Below are 19,618 nucleotides of genomic sequence, written 5' to 3' on the forward strand. Positions count from 1 at the left end.
CGCGCAGTTCCCCGCACCCCTTCCGGGGCGCCGCCCCTTACGGCGCCGATCAGCCCAGGTCGATCTCCGGGTACAGGGGGAAGCCCGCCACCAGGTCCGTCGCCCGCTGCGCGATCTCCGTCGACACCTTCTCGTCCAGGACGTGGGAGGCCTTGCTCGGGGCGCCCGACTTCGTCGTGCCCGGCTCCGTCGCCGTCAGGACCCGGTCGATCAGGGCCGCGACCTCGTCCATCTCGGCCGTGCCCAGGCCACGTGTGGTCAGGGCCGGGGTGCCGATGCGGATGCCGGAGGTGTACCAGGCGCCGTTCGGGTCGGCCGGGATCGCGTTGCGGTTGGTGACGATGCCGGAGTCGAGCAGGGCGGACTCGGCCTGGCGGCCGGTGAGGCCGTAGGACGACTCGACGTCGATCAGGTTGAGGTGGTTGTCCGTGCCGCCGGTGACGAGGGTGGCGCCGCGGCGCGTCAGGCCCTCGGCCAGGGCCCGCGCGTTGTCGACGATCCGCTGGGCGTAGTCCTGGAAGGCGGGCTGCCGGGCCTCGGCCAGGGCCACGGCCTTGGCGGCCATGACGTGCGGGAGCGGGCCGCCGAGGACCATCGGGCAGCCGCGGTCGACCTGGTCCTTCAGGGAGTCGTCGCACAGGACCATGCCGCCGCGCGGGCCGCGCAGCGACTTGTGGGTGGTGGTGGTGACGATCTGGGCGTGCGGCACCGGGTCGAAGTCACCGGTCAGGACCTTGCCGGCGACCAGGCCGGCGAAGTGCGCCATGTCGACCATCAGGGTCGCGCCGACCTCGTCGGCGATCTCCCGCATGATCCGGAAGTTCACCAGCCGGGGGTACGCGGAGTAGCCGGCCACGAGGATCAGCGGCTTGAAGTCGCGGGCCTGGGCGCGCAGCGCGTCGTAGTCGATCAGGCCGGTCGCCGGGTCGGTGCCGTAGGAGCGCTGGTCGAACATCTTGCCGGAGATGTTCGGGCGGAAGCCGTGGGTGAGGTGGCCGCCCGCGTCCAGGGACATGCCGAGCATCCGCTGGTTGCCGAAGGCCTGCCGCAGCTCGGCCCAGTCGGCCTCGGAGAGGTCGTTGACCTGGCGGGCGCCCGCCTTCTGCAGGAAGGGGACCTCGACGCGGTCGGCGAGGACGGCCCAGAAGGCGACCAGGTTGGCGTCGATGCCGGAGTGCGGCTGGACGTAGGCGTGGCGGGCGCCGAACAGCTCGCGGGCGTGCTCGGCGGCGAGCGCCTCGACGGTGTCGACGTTGCGGCAGCCGGCGTAGAAGCGGCGGCCGACGGTGCCCTCGGCGTACTTGTCGCTGAACCAGTTGCCCATCGCGAGCAGGGTGGCCGGCGAGGCGTAGTTCTCGGAGGCGATCAGCTTGAGCATCTCGCGCTGGTCGTGGACTTCCTGTCCGATGGCGTCGGCGACGCGCGGCTCGACCGCGCGGATCACGTCGAGGGCCGCGCGATACGCGGTGGACTCGGTGGAGAGGGGCTCGGTGGAACGGGGCTCGGACATTCGGGACCTCCGGACATGGCGTTCGGCGTTCACGGTTCGGCCCAGGCGCACGGCACTCGATCAGACACGGGCCGCTCCCCGATGGTCGGTCCCATCCCAGCGCGCCAGTCACGGCCCGCTGGTCAGACTACCGGGCACGCCGGATCCGAGGGCCGGGGCGTCCACCACTCGGGCGGGACGGCGCGCCCGCCCGACCGACCACCACGCCCGACCGACCACCACGGCCGACGGACCACCACGCCCGCCTGACCGGACCGGTCGGCGTCGGCGCCGACCGGTCCGGTCAGGCGGCGGACGGCAGGATCACGTGGGGCAGGAAGCGGGCGTAGTCATCCGTCACCAGGCCCCGCGACTCCCTGATGCCCAGTCCCGCCGCCTCTTCGCCCACCACCCAGGCGCCGAGCACCACATGGTTGCCGTCGAACGAGGGCAGCGGGGCCAGTTCCTGGTAGCAGCACGGCTCTTCGCGTACCCCGACTTGTCATGTCCAGGTAAGAAAATCATGTGAAGACGCCGGAGCTCCTGACGCCACGCCGCGCACCCCGGGTACCGTCCAGCTGTTCGTAGGTGAACGATCAACTTCGAACTCTACGCGCGAAGACACCACCCCGCAGCACCCGCACCGCCATCCCCCTCGCACCCCCCACCGACGGAGGAATGACAGATGCCCGGCTTCGCCGCCTCGCGCCACAAACTCACCACGGCCCTGACCGTGCTCGGCCTGCTCACCGCGGGAGCCGCGCTCCAGGCCGCCCCCGCCCATGCCGCCACCACCTACCGCGTCCTGTTCGACGACGGCCATGCCGAGGAGGCCGGCAACGCGGACTGGATCATCTCCACCAGCAAGCCCGACCCGCTCTCCCAGGACTCCTCCCCGTCCTCCGACAAGGACTGGACCGGCGCGCTGTCGTCGTGGGGCGTCGCCCTGCAGAAGACCGGCGACTACAGCCTGAAGACCGCGACCAGCGCCCTCACGTACGGGGGTTCGTCGACGACCGACCTGTCGAAGTTCGACGCGCTGGTGCTGCCCGAGCCCAACACCAAGTTCACCACCGCCGAGAAGACGGCGATCATGAACTTCGTGAAGGCCGGCGGGGGCCTGTTCATGATCTCCGACCACACCGGTGCCGACCGCAACAGCGACGGCTACGACGCGGTCGAGATCCTGAACGACCTGATGACGAACAACAGCGTCGACTCGACCGACCCGTTCGGCTTCTCGATCGACACCCTCGACATCGGCTCCGGCTACCCGAAGGCCGTCAGCGACAGCAGCGACCCGGTGCTGCACGGCGGCTTCGGCACCGTCACCAAGAGCCTGATCGCCGACGGGACCACGGCGACCCTCAAGCCGTCCGACAACTCGGCCGTCAAGGGGCTGGTGTACCGCAGCGGTTACTCGGGCAACACCGGCGCCTTCTTCGCGACCAGCACCTTCGGCAGCGGCCGGGTCGCGTTCTGGGGCGACAGCTCCCCGATCGACGACGGCACCGGCCAGTCCGGCAACACGCTGTACGACGGCTGGAACGACAGCGGCGCCACCAACGCCGCCCTCGCCCTCAACGCCACCGCCTGGCTCGCCGGCGCCAGCTGACCCACAAGGGGAGGGAGCGGGTCCGGGGTTCGCCCCCGACCCGCCTCTCACTGTCCTCACGATCACCGTCCGCTCCCCTCCCCTAGAGTCCCTTTGTGCTCTTTGGAATGGTGTGCGCCCTCGCGGCCGCGATCTGCTTCGGAACGGCGACCGTCCTGCAGGCGATGGCCGCGCGGGCGGCCGGTGACGGCGCGGGCGGGGAGGCCGCGCTGCTGCTGCGGGCCGTGCGGCAGTGGCGGTACGTCCTCGGACTGGGCCTGGACGGTCTCGGGTTCGTGTTCCAGATCCTGGCGCTGCGGTCGCTCCCCATCTACGCGGTGAGCGCGGCGCTGGCGTCGAGCCTCGCGGTGACCGCGGTGGTCGCGGCCCGGCTGCTGCGGGTGCGGCTGAGCGGGCTGGAGTGGGGCGCGGTGGGGGTGGTGTGCGCGGGGCTCGCGATGCTGGGGCTGGCGTCGGGTCCTGAGGGCGGCCGGGCCGGGTCCGACGCGCTGAAGTACGCGATGCTCGCGACCGCGGTGGGCGTGCTGCTGCTCGGGCTCGTCGGCGGGCGGCTGTCGGGACGGTGGCGGGCGCTGCTGCTGGGCCTCGGGGCGGGGTTCGGGTTCGGGGTGGTGGAGGTGTCGGTGCGGCTCATCGACACTTTGTGGCCGGGCGGGCTGCTCACCAACCCGGCGACCTACGCGCTGCTCGTCGGCGGCGGTGGCGCCTTCCTGCTGCTGACCTCGGCGCTCCAGCGCGGCTCGGTGACCACGGCGACGGCCGGGATGGTGATCGGCGAGACGATCGGCCCGGCGGCCATCGGCGTGGTGTGGCTCGGGGACCGGACCCGGGAGGGGCTCGCCTGGCTCGGGGTGCTCGGTTTCACGGTGGCCGTGGCAGGGGCGCTGGCGCTGGCCCGGTTCGGCGAGGCGCCCGAGGTGCGGGACACGGGCCCCGGGGCGCCCGAACCCGTCGGTCCGGCGCGTCCGTGATCCCGTCCCGCTGATCCGAGAGCGCGCCATGCGTTCCGGTATCCGCGTCGCCCAACGGGACCGGCCCGGCCGAACCGGACGGGCACGAGGTGTGGCTGGTCGACGGCTCTTGGCAATCGAATGCGGAGCCGGCGTCCCGGAACTCGCCCCTGGAAATCGTCCCCGGAAATCGTTCCTGCAACTCGTTCCTGCAACTCGTTCCTGGATTCATTCGACGCCGGTCACGGCCGGGTCCGACAGCACCGTGCACAGGATGTCCAGCGCCCCCGACCAGGCGTGGTCGGCGGGGGTGCCGTAGCCGAGGACGAGGGCGTCCAGGGGTGCGGTGACCGCGTCGGGGTGACGGTGACGCGGGGTGAGGCCGTCGAGGGCGAGGCCCTGTGCGGCGGCGGCGCGGATCACCCGGCGCTCGGTGCCGGGCGGAAGTCGCAGCAGCATGTGCAGGCCGGCCGCGATGCCCGTGACCCGGATCTCCGGGGCGCGCTCGGCGAGGGCCGCGACCAGGGCGTCCCGGCGGCGCCGGTAACGGGAGCGGGACGCGCGGACGTGCCGGTCGTAGGCGCCGGAGGTGATGAACTCGGCGAGCGTCAACTGGTCCAGCGCCCCGCAGGTGTCCACGCCGCCCTTGACCTCCGTCACCTCCCGGGCCACGCCCGGCGGCAGCACCATCCAGGCCAGCCGCAGTCCGGGCGCCAGGGACTTGCTGGCCGTGCCCAGGTAGACGACCTCGTCGGGGGCGAGGCTCTGGAGGGCGCCGACGGGACGGCGGTCGTAGCGGAACTCGCCGTCGTAGTCGTCCTCCAGGACCAGACCGCCGGTGCGCCGCGCCCAGTCGACGACGGCCGCCCGGCGGTCGTGGTGCAGCGGTGCGCCCATCGGGAACTGGTGGGCGGGGGTCAGCAGCACCGCGGCCAAGCCCTGGGGCAATTCCCTTGTGTCGGTGCCGAGTTGGTCGAAAGGCAGTGGGTGGGTGCGGAGTCCGGCCGTTGTCAGCAGCCGCCAGTGCTCGTCGAGGCCGTAGGACTCCACGGCGATCGTGTCCGCCCCGCGGGCCCGCAGCAGCCGGCCGAGCAGGCTCAGGCCGTGCGCGAACCCGGCGCAGATCACGATACGTCCGGGGTCGGCGCGTACCCCCCGGGCACGGGCGAGGTAGGCGGCGAGCGCGGTGCGCAGTTCGACGCGGCCGCGCGGATCGCCGTAGCCGAAGGCCTCGTTGGGGGCGGTGGCGAGGGCGCGGCGGGCCGCTCTGAGCCATTCGGCGCGCGGGAAGGCGGAGACGTCGGGGTGGCCGGCGCGCAGGTCGTAGGCGGGGTGGTGGGCGGTCGTGCCGGTGGCGGACGGCGCTCCGTGCCGCCCCGGCGGCGACGCCGTCGGCTCCCTGGCCGCGACCCGGGTGCCGGAGCCCTGGCGGGCGGTGAGCCAGCCCTCGGCGACCAGGTCGGCGTAGGCGTCGGCGACGGTGTTGCGGGCGATGCCCAGGTCGGCGGCGAGGGAACGGGACGAGGGCAGCCGGGTGCCGGGGACCAGCCGGCCACCGCGGACCGCTTCACGCAGGGCCTCGGTCAGGCCCCGGCGCAGGCCCGGACCGGCCGGTTCCAGATGGAGGTCGACGCCCAGAGTGGCCCATGCTTTCCCCATGGAAATGGACCATACTCCTGGGCTGCCTGGCTCCTAGGGTCGAGATATGACCACAGAACACCCGACCGAGTACGCACCCGAACACTCCCCCCGTCTGCCCTGGTCGGAGCTGGTGCCCGACGTCTACCGGGCGATGGTCCGACTGGACACCGCCGCCCGGAAGGGCCTCGACCCGAAGCTCCTGGAGCTGGTGAAGATCCGGGCCTCGCAGCTCAACCGCTGTGCTCTCTGCGTGGACATGCACAGCAAGGACGCGCTGGCGCAGGGCGAGAGCGTCGAGCGGATCATCCAGCTCAGCGCCTGGGAGGAGTCCGAGCACTTCTACACCGAGAAGGAGCTGGCGGCGCTGGGCCTGACGGAGGCGGTGACCGTCCTCACCGAAGGGTTCGTGCCGGACGACGTCTACGAGCGGGCCGCCAAGCACTTCGAGGAGGCGGAGCTGGCGCAGCTGATCGCCGCGATCACGGTGATCAACGCGTGGAACCGGTTCGGGGTGACCTGCCGTCTGGTGCCGGGGCACTACACGCCGGGGCAGCACGCGTGAGCAAGGCCGGCGTCTTGCGCGCCGGGGCTCCGGCAGCGGGCCGAGGCGGCGGTCCGGGAGATCGCCGCCTGGCTCCGTCGGACGGGACGGCCCGGATCACCTCACGTGGCTGACCGCCGCCGGGCGGAAGCGCCGGTACAGCACCACTCCGGCCGTCAGCGAGGCCAGGCTCGCGGCGGCCGGCGCCCAGGGATTGCCCGTTCCGGTGTGCGCGAGCGTGCCGGTCGTCCGCTGCCGGACGACGGTGGCGGGCGGCTTCGGCGCCGGGTGCGCCTTGGCCGGGTGTGACGGCTGGTGGCGGAGGGGAGGCGTGGACGGCCCGGGCTCGTCGGGATGGTCGACTGAGGTGTTGACGCCCTCGTTGCCGAAGACGGGATTGCCGATGCCCACCGCGTTCACGCTGTTGCCGACGACGTTCAGGGGAACATCGACCGGAAGCTGGATGCCGTTGCCGGAGAGGACACCCGGCGAGCCGTGGGCGTTGCCGACGGCCGTGGCCCCCTCCTTCCCCTTGCCCTTGTCCTTGTCCTTGCCACCCTCGTTGGCGCAACGGTTGCCCATCGCGGGGTTGAGCAGCCCGACCACGTCGACGGTGTTCCCGCACACGTTCACCGGGATGTTCACCGGCAACTGGATGTCGTTGCCGGAGACCAGCCCGGGCGAGCCGGACGCGGAACCGTCCGCGGTGGAGTCGGCCCACGCCGGGCCCGCGACCGCCATCGCACCAGACGCGACGGCGAAGGCGATCACACTGTTTCGGGTAGCCCGTTTCATGGGTTCCCTGCCCTTCCAGACACGTCGCGGGCTCTCACCCGCGAGCGGCGAAATCCAAGCAGAACGAAAGAAGTAGTAGCTTTTCGAGTATTTGACCGGTACCAGGCCGATGCGGGCCTGCCGGGCGGAGCCTGCAGGCCTGCCCGGCCGCCGACGAGACGTGGCGTGCCGCGGCCCTCCGGGCCGGCCCCCCCCCACCGGCGTCCGGCTGCGCCATGGTTCGCGTCGGGCGATGGAGGCGCGCACGACGACGAGGTACGTGACCAGGGCCGGACGAGCAGCCGCGGAGGGGTCAGAGCGCCTGGTTGTTGCAGCCCATGTCCGAACCGAGGTGGTTCTGCTGCGCACCCGGGTTGCCCTCGCCGTTCAGCAGGTTGCCCGCCAGACCGGTGATCGCGCCGACGCTGCCGATCACCTCGATGTTCATGTCGTGCGAACGGCACTCGGTGGCCTGCGTGATGTCGAGGTCGCGGCCCAGGTCGTCGTGGGCGAAGGCGGTGTTGCCCCCGAGGGAGCCGACACTGCCGAGCATGGCGCCCACGAGGACCGCCTTCTGGAACGTGCGCATGGGTTCTCCATTGGTCGAGCGGTTGGAATCTGCAAGAGTTCGAGCGGGAAGTGCGGATGTTCGCCGGCGCGGCGGCCGTCAGCCGAGTCGGGGAAGCCCCAGCTGGCCGACGGGAGGTGCCGCGACCTGTCCGAGACCGACCGGGGAGAGCTGCGGCACGCCCGGCGACCCGAGCTGCGGGTTGAGGAGCGGGTTCACCTGCGGATTGATCTGGGGGTTCACCTGCGGGGTGACGACCGCCGGGCCCTGCGAGCCGAAGCTCTGGGGTGCCTGGGGTACGGCCAGCTGAGGGGCGACCTGCGGCATGACCTGGGGCATGACCTGGGGCACCACCTGGGCCGGCTGCGCAGGGGCGGCCTGGACCGGCGGCGGCGGGGCGGCCTGCTGCTGGTACTGCGGCGCGGCCTGCTGCGGATACGGCGTCGCGGCGGCCTGCGCGACTCCCTGCGAGGTGGCCGTGCTGGAGGCGTAACCGGTCGGCGGTGGCGCGGGCGCCGGCGCCGGAGCGGCCTGCGGAACCGGCACGGGCTGCGGAACCGGCGCGGCCTGCGGAACCGGCTGAGGAACGGGTGCCGGCGCCGGAGCGGCCTGCGGAACCGGCTGAGGAACGGGTGCCGGGGCCGCCTGGGGAGCGAACTGCTCGGGAGCCGGCGCCGGGGCGGCACTGCCTTGTCCGATGGGAGCGGCATGACTGACGCCACCGCCGAGCGCGGACAGACCGCTGGCCGCCACCACAAAGATCGCGGCCTTGTGAAGCTTGCGCATGAAACCCTCGGCCCTTCGATACCTGAATAGGGAAGTCCATTGCATTCAGCTCGGTCACACGTGCACTCGGTGTGATACTCGTACCGCACCACCGGCAGCGGCAGTTCCGATAAGCACGCGGACTTCGCATTCGAAGCCGACAGCGATTGACTCACCCTCTTCAGGTCCACGGTCGCTGCCCTCTCCTCGTCGGAACGACGATCGGCCGGCTGCGGTCACGGCATCCAAAAGCCCGTCACCCATTTGCCTTTCAACGGGGGCGGACTTCATCACCCGCACGCCCTCCGGCAAATGGGTGACCACGGCCCGGTGACCGTTTCTGGTTCTGCACGCGTCTCGTTCCCCACGGGGCAAGAACGATGGTTCACCGCAGCCGCGCAGGGGCGGCAGGAACAGCGACAACTGCGCTGTCTCATCAGCATTTCATCAGATTCCATGCACAGGTCAATGAAGGGCCGAGAATTCCATGCGCAAGCTTCGTAAGGTCGCGCTCGTCTTCGCAGCAGCTGGAGGTCTCACCGCCGCAGGCGCCGGCCCAAGCTCCGCCGCCACTCCCGCCGTCTACAACGGGGCTGTGCCGCCTCCCGTTTCCCAGCCGGACGCCCAGGCCGCCTCGGCCGCCTCCGCTCAGGCGACCGCGCAGTCCTACGGCTCGCCGGCTCCGCAGCAGGCGCCCCCGCAGCGTGGCACCGAGGTCGCCCCGCAGATCAACCCGCAGCTGAACCCGCAGATCAACCCGCAGCTCTCGCCGCCGGTCCCGCAGCCGGCGCAGGGACAGGCCGCGCCGGTGAGCCAGACCAACATGTTCCGTCCGTCCCAGGAGTGCAGCCCGCAGTCCCTGCTCGACGCGAACGTCCCGGTCGCTCTGCTCGCCGCTTCCCAGACCCGCGGCGTCGACTGCTCGCAGGCCAACAGCCAGTCGAACTCGCTCGCCAACGCGCACCAGGGATGACGGCCAAACGTCGGCGCGCGAAAGGGAGTTGTCGAGAATCGCGACCGACGGGTCCGTACCGACGCGATACGACTTTCGGGTGCATTCGCCTTTTGATCGCGAAATCGGCGCGCCGTCGCCGCCTTTGGCGTATTTCGTACTAATCTCCCGTAACTGTAATAAGTCGATCTCCCGCAGATCGCAACCACTCACTCCCCGGAGATGACATGCGTAAGCTTCGCAACGTTGCCGTCCTGGTCGCCGCAATCGGCAGCATCGGACTCGTCGGCGGCACGGCCCACGCCAACCAGGGTGGTAAGGGCGGCGAGCACGGTGACAAGTTCAACATCACACAGAGCTCCCACTGCAAGTCGCACGACCTGAACCTGGACGTCCTCGGCGAGGTCGGCCTGCTCAACGGCGTCCTGGGCAACGCGCTGAACGGCGAGGGCAACCCGGGCGCCCAGGCCACCGACATCGGCTCCACCATGGGCTGCAACAACAGCGCATTCTGAAAATCTGATCGGCGCAGAGTCGTCGGTTGGCCAATGGTCCCGGCGCCGGGCTGCAAGCCCGCGCCGGGACCATTTATGTCCGCGGTAAGACCGCCGAGTCGGCGAAAATTGCTCGCTTTCGGCGCGCCGCTGGATTATCTCGGTTATTTCGTATCAACCTTCATGTCAGCGGATGCCGATCTCTCACGGATCGCCTCTACCTCACCTCGGAGATGAAATGCACAAGGTACGTACGGCTGCCGTCCTCTTCGCCGCCTTCGGGAGCCTCGCGCTCCTCGGCGCCGGCGCCGCCCACGCCGACCAGGGCGGGGGCAGGAAGGGAGGCGACAGCTTCGACATCCGGCAGAGCAGCACCTGTACCTCACATGACAGCAACGTCGACATCCTCGGCGAGGTCGGCATCGGCAACGGCCTGGGCGCCAACCTGCTGAACGGCGAGGGCAACGCGGGTGCGCAGCAGAGCCACCTCGGCTCGGACATGGGCTGCAACAACAGCTTCGGCAAGTAAGGCGGAGCGACAAAGCCCGGTGCCCCGGCCGACGGCCGGGGCACCGGGCTTTGTCCATGGCGCTCAGAACGCGATGTGCGGCCTCTCGAAGCCCTTGGGCAGCTCCGCCGTGTTGGAGCAGTCCACAACGGGCCCGGCGTCCGTGGAACCGTTGCCGAGCAGTCCGTCCTCCGGATCCACCACGCCCGGCCGGTCGGTCGTCGAGCAGTCCTGCGTCTGCCTGATGACGTGGGTGCCGTCCTTGTCGGTGTGGATCTCGGACTTGCGAATGCAGACGGTGTCACCCTGCGCGTTGGTCTTGCAGTCGCTCGAGTGTCCGTCCGCGTACGCGTGTCCGGCGCCGACGCAGATCGCTGCGAGACTCCCGACGAGGCCCGTGACGGTGGCAATCTTCTGCCGAGTGAACATGTGCTGCTTTCCTTTGCAAAAGAGGCCCGGTCGCGTGCCGTTACCGGCGTGCGTCCAGGCCCGAGAAGGTCGAAACAGAGCATCCTGCGCCCGGCCGCGGTACCGACCGCTCCGACGACAGGATGGCGGCAGCCCGGACGCGCGCCCCGAGGGAGCGGTGCGTCCGGGCTGCCTTCGCCACGGGATGTCACTCAGCAAGCCGCTGAGCGAACCCCGGAGTTCGTGCGATGTCCCTCGGGCTTCCGAAGAAGGCCGGTGCGCTCGTGATGGCGCCGAGGACGAACCCTCGGTACGTCGTTACTCGCCCTCGCCGCCCTGCTGGCCGTAACCCTGCTCGGGGCCCTGCTCGGGGCCCTGCTCGGGACCCTGCTCAGGGCCCTGCTCGGGACCCTGCTCGGGACCGGCCTTCTGGTCCTCCGGCTGACCCTGCGGCTGCACCTGCGGGCCGTAGTAACCGCTGCCGACGGCAACGGCGTTGGCCGACGAGTTGGCCACGGCGGTGACGCCCTGGCCCGGCTCCTCGCCACCGGCGGCGAAGCTGGCCCCGGCCCCGACGAAGGACAGGCCGGCAATCGCCGCCGCTACGACCGCGGCACGCTGAAACTTACGCATGATTGACCCTTTCTTATCCGGGCAGGACAGCCCGGCTCGACTACGCAATGTGAGCATATACACACATTTCGTAGTCATTCAGGATCTAACTCGCTCATGTCGCGTCGTCCTCGCGTCGCGTCGCTGCCCCCCACCGCCCCGCGTGCCGGTCCTCGCGGGTGCCGGTCGATCCCCACGTCTCGGGGGAACAGGTCACCTCGGGCCCCAGCCGCGCCCTCCCGTTGCCCAGGACGGCAGGCACCGTCAGGGGCTGCACCGTCTGACAGGTGTCCTGGTGGGGCGGGAGTTCACCTTCGGGGACCTCGCCCTTGAACCGCTGGGTGCAGGAGAGGTTGCCCAGGACGTCCCGGGTGCAGGCTCCCGGGCCCGATACGGCATACGCCTGGGCGATGCCGGTACCGCTTACGACGAGGCCGCCGAGGAGTACCGAAAGAGCCGCGATCTTCTTCCTGTTGAACATGTCAGGCTCACCCTGTGAAAGCGGTGTTGTACTGACCGCAGGTGGTGTCCGTGGTGCCCGCGAGACCGAGCACACCGATCGGGACATCGTTTTCGGCGACCGTCTGCGGACTGCACTCCTGGTAGGGGCGGTAGAGGTCGGACACCTGCAGCCCGGCGTCGGAGCTGTCGGCGACCGCGGTGCCGGCGCCGAGGGCGGACAGGCCGCCGGCCGCCGCCACGGCCGCGAGCACGACCTTCTGAAGCTTGCGCATGGAAACCTCGATTCTTTGCTTGTACATCGAGACCGATTGCCTAGCGTGACCGCGCAAACACTAGCAGTAGCCGCATGCGACTTACCGCACGGCGATCCGTGTTCCCCATGGGGCATATAGGCCGACGAAATCACCAGACGAACGCCAATTGACCTCGTGGCGGCGCGGATTATCGTTCGACACCTGAGCCGCCGATACCAATACGGTCGTATCCGCGGGAAGTTGAGTCAGAGGAATTCCGGCTGCGCGGCCCGCAGGTGATCGCCCGTCGGCACGGAGACAATCAGGTCCCGCAGCCGCTCGGCATACCGCCGCACGTTCTTGTAGGCGACCTCGGTGTCCGGGTAACGGCAGGCGAACCAGAGCCCCTCGTGCAAGCGGCTGACCCAGGCACACACCTGGTCGCCGTACGACACCCGGATCAGCCCGTACGTCTTCTGCTCGGTCCAGGCGGCCGAGCCCGGCGTGAGGCGGGCATCCACGTACGAGACGATCGAGTACATGTCGGGCGAGGTCGGACGGAAGTCCGCGCCGAGCAGCCGCAGTACGCGGGCCAGCGGAATGCGCGCCAGCGACCGGTTGGCCCGCAGCTCGGCACGGACGGTGTCGAGTGCGCCGTCGAAGTCCCGTGCCGCGGGCACCTCGATGGGTGCGCCGCCGACGTACCAGCCCACGGAGTCCGACCATTCGGACTTCAGCCGGGTGTGGAACGGCACGACCGTACGGTAGACCGGCTGCCCGCCGAGTTCGTGGACGATCAGACTGGTCGCGGCCAGGATGCCCACCAGGCTGCCGCCATAGGGCCGGCAGTACGCCTCGAACGCGGCGGCGGTGTCCGCGTCGACGAGCGGCTCGCACATCAGCTTCTGGGCGGGCAGCGCGCCACCGGGTTGCAGACCGAGGTCGACGGGGAACTCCGGAAGCCTCCCGTCGCACCGGGCGATGAACTCCCGCCAGCGCCCGACGATCGCGTGTGTGTCGTCGATCCCGTCCGCGTTCGCCCGCTCGTGCCGGCAGAAGTCGACGTAACTTCCCACCGGCGTACCGGTGACGGGCCACCCCGTGACGCCCGACGTGTACAGCCCGTGGATCTCGTTCGAGGTGAGCTGGAGGGAGTAGGCGTCGACATTGGTGTGGTCGAAGGCCATGTACACGCTGGTGGAGTCGTCACGGACGACCGCCGCGTAGATGAGGTTCGGCCAGCCGAGCGCGTCCGCCGCGACGTCGAATCGGTCCTGCAGGTACCGGGTCAGCACCTCCGCGTCGGCGAAGTCGCCGACCACCTCGCGGTGCAGCGTCACGTCTTTCGCGTCGAGCGTGAACCGGTGCATGTCGTCGCCGACCCACCGGAAGCCGCTGCGCAGCGTCTCATGACGCAACGTCCAGCCGCGCAAGGCCTCTTCCAGCGCGTCGAGGTCGGCTCGGCCCGGCAGGTCGAACGCCGTGCCGAGCCAGGTCGGTACGAACAACCCGTCCTCGCGCACCGCCCGCGCCGTTCTGATGTGCGACTCCTGGATGTACGCAGGCGGCCGCGGATCCGGTGGGAGCGCTGTCGCGGCCGTGACGGTCGCCGGGCTGAACGTCCACTCGACTAGCCGTCCGGGCCGGACCTCGCAGCGCTGAATGTCAGAAATTCGCACGATGGCGTCTCCTTCACAGAAGACACCAGCTTGATCAAGTCGCCGCCGTGCGCGAGCGATGGCCGCTGTGTCGCCCGCATTTCAGCGGGACGTGTGACGCCTCGAACGGCGGAGCGATCAAGCGGTGTTGCTCAGGACAGCCACTTCTTCCACACCGAAGGGTGGCTGTCCACCCACTTCTTCGCGGCCTCCTGGGGACTCAGCTTCTGGTCGGCGATCATCAGCGAGACCTCGTTCTGGTCCTCGGTGGTCCACTTGAACTTCTTCAGGAAGGCCGCCGCGCTGCCGCCGCTCCTCGCGAAGTCCGCGTTGAGGTACTTCTGCAGGGGGGTGTGCGGATAGGCGCAGGCGACCTTGGCCGCGTCGGCGTCACAACCCTCCTGGTACGCCGGGAGCTTCACCTCGGTCATCGGCACCTTCTTGAACAGCCACTGGGGTGAGTACCAGTAGGTCAGGAAGGGCTTCTTCTCCTTGGCGAACTGCTTCATCTGGGTGATCTGGGCGGCCTCGGAACCGGCGAAGACGACCTGGTAGTCCAGCTTCAGGTTGTTCACCAGCGCCTTGTCGTTGGTGACGTACGACGGTGAGCCATCGAGGAGTTGGCCCTTGCCGCCGCTCTCCGCGGTGCGGAAGAGCGAGGCGTACTTGTTGAGGTTCTTCCAGTTCGTGATGTCGGGGTGCTGCTTGACCAGATAGGTCGGCACGAACCACCCGATGTGCCCGGTGACTCCGAGGTCCCCGGCACGGCCGATGGTCTTCTTGTCCTCGACGTACCGCTTCTCCTGGTCCGGGTGGCCCCAGTCCTCCAGGATCGCGTCGACGCGTCCCTGGCTGAGCGCGTCCCAGGCGGGCACCTCGTCCACCTGCACGGTGTCGACGCGGTAGCCGAGTTCGTGTTCGAGAAGGTACTGGGCGACGGCCACGTTGGACTGCGCGCCGACCCAGGACTGCACGGACAGGGTCACGGTCTTCGATCCCTGCGCGTTGGCGAAGGGCGAGGCCTGCTTGGTCATGTCGGCGGCGCCGCAGCCGGTCGCGAGGACCAGTACGGAGGCGGCGGCCACGAGGGTCGTACGACGCATGGTCAGGCTCCCTTCTCCGTACGGCGTTCCGTGGGCTGGGTGACGCGGTCGAGCATCAGGCCCAGGCAGACGATGGCGGCACCGGCCACCAGTCCGGTCGCCAGGTCGCCCTGGGCGAGACCGAAGGCGACGTCGTAGCCGAGAGCGCCACCGCCGACCAGGCCGCCGATGATGACGACGGCGAGGACCAGCACCACGCCCTGATTGACGGCGAGCAGCAACGCGGGCCGAGCGAGCGGCAGTTGGACCTGCCACAGCTGCTGACGGCCGGTCGCGCCGAGCGACCGCGCGGACTCCAGGGCGGCGGGGTCGACCTGCCGCAGCCCCTGTGCGGTGATCCGTACGACGGCGGGCAGCGCGTAGACGACGGCGGCCGCCACGGCCGGGGCACGGCCGACGCCGAACAGGGCGACGACCGGGATCAGGTACACGAACTGCGGCATGGTCTGGAACACGTCCAGGACCGGGCGCAGGGCGCGGTCCACGCGGTCGCTGCGGGCGGCGGCGATACCGGTCGCGAAACCGAGCACGAGGGTGACGGCGACGGCCGCGAGGACCTGGGACAGCGTGTCCAGCGACGGCTCCCAGACGCCCAGCACACCGATCGCGGCCATCGCGAGGACGGCGGTGAGCGCGGTGCGCCAGGTGCCGATCAGCCAGGCCAGGGCGGCGACGATGAGCAGCACCGACCACCAGGGCAGCCACTGCAGGCCCGACCGGACGGGGTCCAGGATCCAGGTGGTGAAGTGGGCCGCCCAGTCGGCGGTGCCGCCCACGACCGGGACGCCCGAGTACAGGTGGGCGGTCATCCAGTCGACGGCGCGGTTGACCGGTTCGGCGAAGTTCACGGTCCAGGCGGCGGGCCAGTCGAGGCCGCCGAGGAGACGGGCGACGACGGTCACGGCCACGGTCGCGGCGAGGGCGTAGAGGAGGCTGGCCGGGGAGGGACGGCTGTCGCCCCGGTCGCCCGCCGCCGCGGTGACGCGGTCCAGGACGACCGCAAGGAGCACGATCGGAATACCGGCGGCAAGGGCCGCGCCGACGTCGACCGAGGCGAGGGCCTGGTAGACGCGGTCACCGAGGCCGCCGGCGCCGATGACGGAGGCGATGACCGCCATCGACAGCGCCATCATGATCGTCTGGTTGAGACCGAGGAGGAGTTCCTTGCGGGCGAGCGGGACACGGGCGGTCAGCAGCCGCTGCCTGCGGGTGGCGCCCAGGGAGTCCACGGCCTCCAGGACCTCGGGGTCGGCGCCGCGCAGGCCGAGGGCGGTGAGCCTGGCCATGGGCGGGGCGGCGTAGACGACGGTGGCGAGCACGGCCGCGGGGACGCCGATGCCGAACACCAGGACGACCGGGAGGAGGTAGGCGAAGGCGGGCAGCACCTGCATGGTGTCGAGGACCGGCCGCAGGGCGCGGTGCAGCCGGTCGGAGAGACCGGCGCCGAGGCCGAGGACCAGGCCGACGGCGACGGACGCGAGGACGGCCACGACCATCAAGGCGAGGGTCTGCATCGTCGGCACCCACATGCCGAGGGCACCGCAGGCGAGGAAGGCGACGGCCGTCCCGACGGCGAGCCGGAGGCCGGCGACGCGGTGCGCGACGGCGGCGGCGAGCACGGTGACGCCGGGCCAGCCCGCGGCGAGGAGCGCGAGGTAGACGACACGGACGGCGAGGACGACGGCGTTGCTGAGGTAGCCGAGGAAGTAGAGGAAGAGGGGGTGGGTGTCGCGGTTGTCGATGACCCAGTTGCTGGCGGAGGTGAGGGGTGAGGAGAGGTCGACGGTGAGGGTTTGGGGCCAGGCGGCCGCGGTCCAGTGGGAGTCGGCGAGGGGGACGAGGATCGCGGCGACCACGGCGAGGGCGAGGAGCTTGCGCACGGCCTGGCTGGCGGGCAGGGCTATTCGGCGGGGGCTCGGGACAGTGATCGTCGCCATCAGACACCCTCCGGATCGGTGCGGGGGGTGGGGGGTTTCACTGGCCCGCGCTCGGGGGGAACCCCATCGGCCGGGGGACTCTGTGACGGACGGTGCGAGTCCCCACCCAGGGGCGCGGGGAACTGCGCGACCGGCCCACCGCTGCCCGCGGCCGGACGACTGCCCGCGGCTGGGTCGGCTGCGGGACCTTCCGACGGACGATCCGCATCCCCACCCAGGGGCGCGGGGCTCTGACGTGTGCGACTCTGCCGCGTGAGCGCGACCGGCACCCGCTGGGTCGCGGACGGCGTACTGGCCGCAGCCCCCTTCGCCACGACGCCGAGCAGCGTGTCCGCGTCGACCACACCGACGCACCGCTCCCCGTCCACGACCCGTGCCGAGGCGCCCGCCCCCGCCACCACGTCGATCGCCTCGGCGACCGTCGCGGCCGGGCCGACCGCGGGTCCCGCCGAGGCCTCCCCGTCCTTCGCCGGCCTCATCGCGGAGCGCACCGTCAGGACCTGCTCGCGCGGCACGTCCCGCACGAACTCGCGGACGTACTCGTCGGCCGGGGAACCCACGATCTCCTCCGGCGTCCCGAGCTGCACCACCCGGCCGTCCCGCATCAGCGCGATACGGTCGCCGAGCTTGAGCGCCTCGCTCAGATCATGCGTGATGAAGACCATCGTGCGGCCCTCCTCCTGGTGCAGGCGGACCACCTCCTCCTGCATGTCCCGCCTGATCAGCGGGTCGAGCGCGCTGAACGGCTCGTCGAAGAGGAGCACCTCGGGGTCGACGGCGAGCGCCCGCGCCAGCCCGACCCGCTGGCGCTGGCCGCCGGACAGCTGGCCGGGACGACGCTGCTCCATGCCCTCCAGGCCGACCTTGGCCACGACCTCCGCGGCCCGCCTGCGCCGCTCGGACCTGCCGAGGCCCTGGATCTCCAGGCCGTACGCGACGTTGTCCAGGACGGACCGGTGCGGCAGCAGCCCGAAGTGCTGGAAGACCATCGCCGCACGGTGCCGGCGCAGCTCCCGCAGCCGCCGCTTGTCCATCGCCCGGACGTCCTCGCCGTCGATGACGATCGTGCCGGAGGTGGGCTCGATGAGCCGCGTCAGGCACCGGACCAGCGTCGACTTCCCGGAGCCGGACAGGCCCATCACCACGAAGACCTCGCCCTTGCGCACGTCGAAGGAGACGTCACGGACGGCGGCCGTACAGCCGGTGCGAGCGCGCAGGTCGGCGGGCGCGAGCCCGGTCAGCTCGGGGTCCGCGGGAACGCGTTCGGCCTTCGGGCCGAAGACCTTCCACAGACCGTCGACGGAGAACACAGGGGGCGAGGCAGGGGGTGTGGCAGGGGTCGTCGCAGGGGTCGTCACAGGGGTCGCACTACTCATCACGCACCGCCTTTCAGCAGGTCCACGGCCCTCTCGCCGACCATCAGCACTCCGATCATCGGGTTCACGGCCGGCATGGTCGGGAAGACGGACGCGTCCGCGACACGGATGCCGTCCAGGCCGCGGATCCTCAACTCCGGGTCCACCACGGCCTGTCGGTCGTCCGCCGAGCCCATCCGGCAGGTGCCCGCCGGGTGGTACACCGTGTGCGCGACCTTGCGGGCGTACTCGCTCAGCTCGGCGTCGCCGAGGATCTCCGGCCCCGGGCACACCTCGCGCTTCAGCCAGCCGGCCAGCGGCTCGGTCTTCGCGATCTCGCGGGCGATGCGGATGCCGTCGACGAGGGTGCGGCCGTCGTAGTCGTCCTCGTCGGTGAAGTAGCGGAAGTCCAGCGCGGGCTTCACGGACGGGTCGGGGCTGGTGAGGTACAGCCGGCCGCGGCTGCGCGGCTTGGGGATGTTCGGGGTCATCGAGACGCCGAACTCCGGGCGCCGGTAGCCCAGTCGCTCCGGGTTGTCCGTGAACGGGATCTGGTAGAAGTGGAACATCAGGTCCGGGCCCGCCTGTTCGGGGTCGCGGCGCACGAACAGGCCCGCGTCGGAGTCCATCGCGGAGTTCTCCGGGATCGGGCCGTTCGTCTCCCAGACGATCACCGACTCGGGGTGGTCGAGAAGGTTCTCGCCGACGCCCGGGAGGTCCAGCACGGCCGGGATGCCGAGCGCTTCGAGGTCCTGGGCCGGGCCGATGCCCGAGTGCAGGAGCAGCCGCGGGGAGTCGACGGCGCCCGCGCACAGCACCACCTCGTTGCGGGCCCGTATCAGCAGGTCCTCGCCGTCCTTGGTGCGGACGTGGACGCCCTCGGCGCGGGTGCCGTCCAGCTCCAGCCGGTGCGCCCAGGTCTCCAGCAGGATCGTCAGGTTGGGCCGCTCGTCCATCACGGGGTGGAGGTAGGCCACCGAGGCGCTGGAGCGCTTGTTGTCCTCGGGGTGGTAAGCGAGGTCGAAGAAGCCGACGCCCTCGGTGAACGGCTTGCGGTTGAAGCCCTCCACGCGCGGCACACCCAGCGCCTCCTGCGCCGCGTCGACGAAGTCGCGGGCGATGGCGTTCCGGTCCTTCTCGTCGACCGGGACGATGTTGTTGAGGAGACGGGCGTAGTACGCCTCCATCGGGACCGCACCCCAGCCCTTGGCGCCGGCCGCCTCCCACTCGTCCCAGTCGGAGGGCAGCGGCTTGAAGGCGATGAGCGTGTTGTGCGACGAGCAGCCGCCGAGGACGCGGGCCCGGCTGTGCCGGATGTGGGAGTTGCCGCGTGGCTGCTCGGTGGTCGGGTAGTCGTAGTCCAGCTCGCCGCCGAGCAGGCCCATCCAGCGGCGCAGGGTGAGGACGTCGTCGCGGCCGACGTCGCTGGGACCGCCCTCGATCACGGCGACCGTGACGTCGGGGTTCTCGGTGAGACGGGAGGCTATGACGGAACCCGCGGTTCCGCCGCCGATGACGACGTAGTCGTAGGTGTGGGACTGGGACATGGGGGG

At 70.7% G+C, this 19,618-nt stretch carries 19 protein-coding genes, 2 pseudogenes and 1 riboswitch; of the genes and pseudogenes, 6 read left to right on the plus strand and 15 right to left on the minus strand.

Annotated features, from left to right (window positions below; translation table 11 throughout):
- Positions 1-49: 49 nt before the first annotated feature.
- Positions 50-1,510 (minus strand): glycine hydroxymethyltransferase, encoded by a 1,461-nt coding sequence (locus AB0N16_RS08630; RefSeq protein ID WP_365794504.1) that lies wholly within the window; start codon positions 1,508-1,510, stop codon positions 50-52.
- Positions 1,511-1,542: 32 nt separating this feature from the next.
- A riboswitch (ZMP/ZTP riboswitch) is annotated at positions 1,543-1,632 on the minus strand.
- Positions 1,633-1,793: 161 nt separating this feature from the next.
- Positions 1,794-1,979, minus strand: a pseudogene (locus AB0N16_RS08635) (glutathionylspermidine synthase family protein); the annotation flags it as partial.
- 195 nt (positions 1,980-2,174) lie between these two features.
- On the opposite strand from AB0N16_RS08635, the pseudogene AB0N16_RS08640 reads away from it, so the two are divergent.
- Together AB0N16_RS08640 and AB0N16_RS08645 are read left to right on the plus strand one after the other, a co-directional pair.
- Positions 2,175-3,101: pseudogene (locus AB0N16_RS08640) on the plus strand (hydrolase); the annotation flags it as partial.
- A 110-nt stretch (positions 3,102-3,211) separates the two neighbouring features.
- A complete protein-coding gene (locus AB0N16_RS08645) occupies positions 3,212-4,075 on the plus strand; it encodes a DMT family transporter (RefSeq protein ID WP_365795214.1) in 864 nt (287 codons plus the stop codon).
- A 207-nt stretch (positions 4,076-4,282) separates the two neighbouring features.
- Here the strand turns inward: AB0N16_RS08645 and AB0N16_RS08650 are convergent, their stop codons facing one another.
- Positions 4,283-5,713, minus strand: coding sequence for a PLP-dependent aminotransferase family protein (locus AB0N16_RS08650; RefSeq protein ID WP_365794506.1), 1,431 nt, complete (start codon positions 5,711-5,713; stop codon positions 4,283-4,285).
- A 46-nt stretch (positions 5,714-5,759) separates the two neighbouring features.
- Here AB0N16_RS08650 and AB0N16_RS08655 point away from each other — a divergent pair, with 46 nt between their 5' ends.
- The gene (locus tag AB0N16_RS08655) at positions 5,760-6,257 is read left to right on the plus strand and encodes a carboxymuconolactone decarboxylase family protein (RefSeq protein WP_365794508.1); all 498 of its coding nucleotides are present in this window, start codon (positions 5,760-5,762) and stop codon (positions 6,255-6,257) included.
- Positions 6,258-6,353: 96 nt separating this feature from the next.
- Here AB0N16_RS08655 and AB0N16_RS08660 read toward each other — a convergent pair whose 3' ends face one another.
- The 3 genes from AB0N16_RS08660 to AB0N16_RS08670 all read right to left on the minus strand — a co-directional run bounded on the left by AB0N16_RS08660 (position 6,354) and on the right by AB0N16_RS08670 (position 8,364).
- Positions 6,354-7,007 carry a chaplin gene (locus AB0N16_RS08660; protein WP_365794510.1) on the minus strand — a complete coding sequence of 218 codons (654 nt, stop codon included), beginning with the start codon at positions 7,005-7,007 and terminating at the stop codon, positions 6,354-6,356.
- Between the two features lie 316 nt (positions 7,008-7,323).
- Positions 7,324-7,599, minus strand: coding sequence for a hypothetical protein (locus AB0N16_RS08665; protein ID WP_365794512.1), 276 nt, complete (start codon positions 7,597-7,599; stop codon positions 7,324-7,326).
- A gap of 78 nt (positions 7,600-7,677) precedes the next feature.
- Positions 7,678-8,364 carry a hypothetical protein gene (locus tag AB0N16_RS08670; RefSeq protein WP_365794514.1) on the minus strand — a complete coding sequence of 229 codons (687 nt, stop codon included), beginning with the start codon at positions 8,362-8,364 and terminating at the stop codon, positions 7,678-7,680.
- A gap of 466 nt (positions 8,365-8,830) precedes the next feature.
- On the opposite strand from AB0N16_RS08670, the gene AB0N16_RS08675 reads away from it, so the two are divergent.
- The 3 genes from AB0N16_RS08675 (at position 8,831) to AB0N16_RS08685 (ending at position 10,318) form a co-directional block, all read left to right on the plus strand.
- Complete coding sequence (locus AB0N16_RS08675) at positions 8,831-9,316, plus strand: hypothetical protein (protein WP_365794516.1); 486 nt, start codon at positions 8,831-8,833, stop codon at positions 9,314-9,316.
- 206 nt (positions 9,317-9,522) lie between these two features.
- Positions 9,523-9,810, plus strand: a complete 288-nt coding sequence (locus AB0N16_RS08680) for a hypothetical protein (RefSeq protein ID WP_365794517.1) — start codon at positions 9,523-9,525, stop codon at positions 9,808-9,810.
- 217 nt (positions 9,811-10,027) lie between these two features.
- Entirely contained in the window at positions 10,028-10,318 is a 291-nt protein-coding gene (locus AB0N16_RS08685) for a hypothetical protein (protein WP_365794519.1), read from the plus strand.
- Positions 10,319-10,381: 63 nt separating this feature from the next.
- On the opposite strand, the gene AB0N16_RS08690 is transcribed toward AB0N16_RS08685, so the two are convergent.
- The 9 genes from AB0N16_RS08690 to AB0N16_RS08730 form a co-directional block, all read right to left on the minus strand.
- Positions 10,382-10,726 carry a hypothetical protein gene (locus AB0N16_RS08690; RefSeq protein WP_365794521.1) on the minus strand — a complete coding sequence of 115 codons (345 nt, stop codon included), beginning with the start codon at positions 10,724-10,726 and terminating at the stop codon, positions 10,382-10,384.
- A gap of 297 nt (positions 10,727-11,023) precedes the next feature.
- A complete protein-coding gene (locus tag AB0N16_RS08695) occupies positions 11,024-11,338 on the minus strand; it encodes a hypothetical protein (RefSeq protein WP_365794523.1) in 315 nt (104 codons plus the stop codon).
- 94 nt (positions 11,339-11,432) lie between these two features.
- Positions 11,433-11,798 (minus strand): hypothetical protein, encoded by a 366-nt coding sequence (locus AB0N16_RS08700; RefSeq protein WP_365794525.1) that lies wholly within the window; start codon positions 11,796-11,798, stop codon positions 11,433-11,435.
- Between the two features lie 7 nt (positions 11,799-11,805).
- Positions 11,806-12,051, minus strand: coding sequence for a hypothetical protein (locus tag AB0N16_RS08705; RefSeq protein WP_365794527.1), 246 nt, complete (start codon positions 12,049-12,051; stop codon positions 11,806-11,808).
- A gap of 227 nt (positions 12,052-12,278) precedes the next feature.
- Positions 12,279-13,691, minus strand: a complete 1,413-nt coding sequence (locus AB0N16_RS08710; protein WP_365794529.1) for a condensation domain-containing protein — start codon at positions 13,689-13,691, stop codon at positions 12,279-12,281.
- 131 nt (positions 13,692-13,822) lie between these two features.
- A complete protein-coding gene (locus AB0N16_RS08715; protein ID WP_365794531.1) occupies positions 13,823-14,773 on the minus strand; it encodes an ABC transporter substrate-binding protein in 951 nt (316 codons plus the stop codon).
- 2 nt (positions 14,774-14,775) lie between these two features.
- Positions 14,776-16,710 (minus strand): ABC transporter permease subunit, encoded by a 1,935-nt coding sequence (locus tag AB0N16_RS08720; RefSeq protein WP_365794533.1) that lies wholly within the window; start codon positions 16,708-16,710, stop codon positions 14,776-14,778.
- Positions 16,710-18,086, minus strand: a complete 1,377-nt coding sequence (locus AB0N16_RS08725) for a betaine/proline/choline family ABC transporter ATP-binding protein (protein ID WP_365794535.1) — start codon at positions 18,084-18,086, stop codon at positions 16,710-16,712. Before AB0N16_RS08725 ends, AB0N16_RS08720 begins: the two co-directional genes overlap by 1 nt.
- Entirely contained in the window at positions 18,086-19,612 is a 1,527-nt protein-coding gene (locus AB0N16_RS08730; protein WP_365794537.1) for a GMC oxidoreductase, read from the minus strand. The genes AB0N16_RS08725 and AB0N16_RS08730 overlap by 1 nt, the downstream gene beginning before the upstream one ends.
- Positions 19,613-19,618 lie beyond the last annotated feature (6 nt).

The sequence above is a fragment of the Streptomyces sp. NPDC051105 genome (assembly GCF_040682795.1).
Classification (GTDB): Bacteria; Actinomycetota; Actinomycetes; order Streptomycetales; family Streptomycetaceae; genus Streptomyces.

What these genes read in the sequence shown, in the direction of transcription:
- AB0N16_RS08630 (WP_365794504.1), bottom strand. Translation starts at nt 1,510, where the DNA reads ATGTCCGAGCCCCGTTCCACCGAGCCCCTCTCCACCGAGTCCACCGCG.
- AB0N16_RS08645 (WP_365795214.1), top strand. Translation starts at nt 3,212, where the DNA reads ATGGTGTGCGCCCTCGCGGCCGCGATCTGCTTCGGAACGGCGACCGTC.
- AB0N16_RS08650 (WP_365794506.1), bottom strand. Translation starts at nt 5,713, where the DNA reads ATGGGGAAAGCATGGGCCACTCTGGGCGTCGACCTCCATCTGGAACCG.
- AB0N16_RS08655 (WP_365794508.1), top strand. Translation starts at nt 5,760, where the DNA reads ATGACCACAGAACACCCGACCGAGTACGCACCCGAACACTCCCCCCGT.
- AB0N16_RS08665 (WP_365794512.1), bottom strand. Translation starts at nt 7,599, where the DNA reads ATGCGCACGTTCCAGAAGGCGGTCCTCGTGGGCGCCATGCTCGGCAGT.
- AB0N16_RS08670 (WP_365794514.1), bottom strand. Translation starts at nt 8,364, where the DNA reads ATGCGCAAGCTTCACAAGGCCGCGATCTTTGTGGTGGCGGCCAGCGGT.
- AB0N16_RS08675 (WP_365794516.1), top strand. Translation starts at nt 8,831, where the DNA reads ATGCGCAAGCTTCGTAAGGTCGCGCTCGTCTTCGCAGCAGCTGGAGGT.
- AB0N16_RS08680 (WP_365794517.1), top strand. Translation starts at nt 9,523, where the DNA reads ATGCGTAAGCTTCGCAACGTTGCCGTCCTGGTCGCCGCAATCGGCAGC.
- AB0N16_RS08685 (WP_365794519.1), top strand. Translation starts at nt 10,028, where the DNA reads ATGCACAAGGTACGTACGGCTGCCGTCCTCTTCGCCGCCTTCGGGAGC.
- AB0N16_RS08690 (WP_365794521.1), bottom strand. Translation starts at nt 10,726, where the DNA reads ATGTTCACTCGGCAGAAGATTGCCACCGTCACGGGCCTCGTCGGGAGT.
- AB0N16_RS08695 (WP_365794523.1), bottom strand. Translation starts at nt 11,338, where the DNA reads ATGCGTAAGTTTCAGCGTGCCGCGGTCGTAGCGGCGGCGATTGCCGGC.
- AB0N16_RS08700 (WP_365794525.1), bottom strand. Translation starts at nt 11,798, where the DNA reads ATGTTCAACAGGAAGAAGATCGCGGCTCTTTCGGTACTCCTCGGCGGC.
- AB0N16_RS08705 (WP_365794527.1), bottom strand. Translation starts at nt 12,051, where the DNA reads ATGCGCAAGCTTCAGAAGGTCGTGCTCGCGGCCGTGGCGGCGGCCGGC.
- AB0N16_RS08715 (WP_365794531.1), bottom strand. Translation starts at nt 14,773, where the DNA reads ATGCGTCGTACGACCCTCGTGGCCGCCGCCTCCGTACTGGTCCTCGCG.
- AB0N16_RS08720 (WP_365794533.1), bottom strand. Translation starts at nt 16,710, where the DNA reads ATGGCGACGATCACTGTCCCGAGCCCCCGCCGAATAGCCCTGCCCGCC.
- AB0N16_RS08725 (WP_365794535.1), bottom strand. Translation starts at nt 18,086, where the DNA reads ATGAGTAGTGCGACCCCTGTGACGACCCCTGCGACGACCCCTGCCACA.
- AB0N16_RS08730 (WP_365794537.1), bottom strand. Translation starts at nt 19,612, where the DNA reads ATGTCCCAGTCCCACACCTACGACTACGTCGTCATCGGCGGCGGAACC.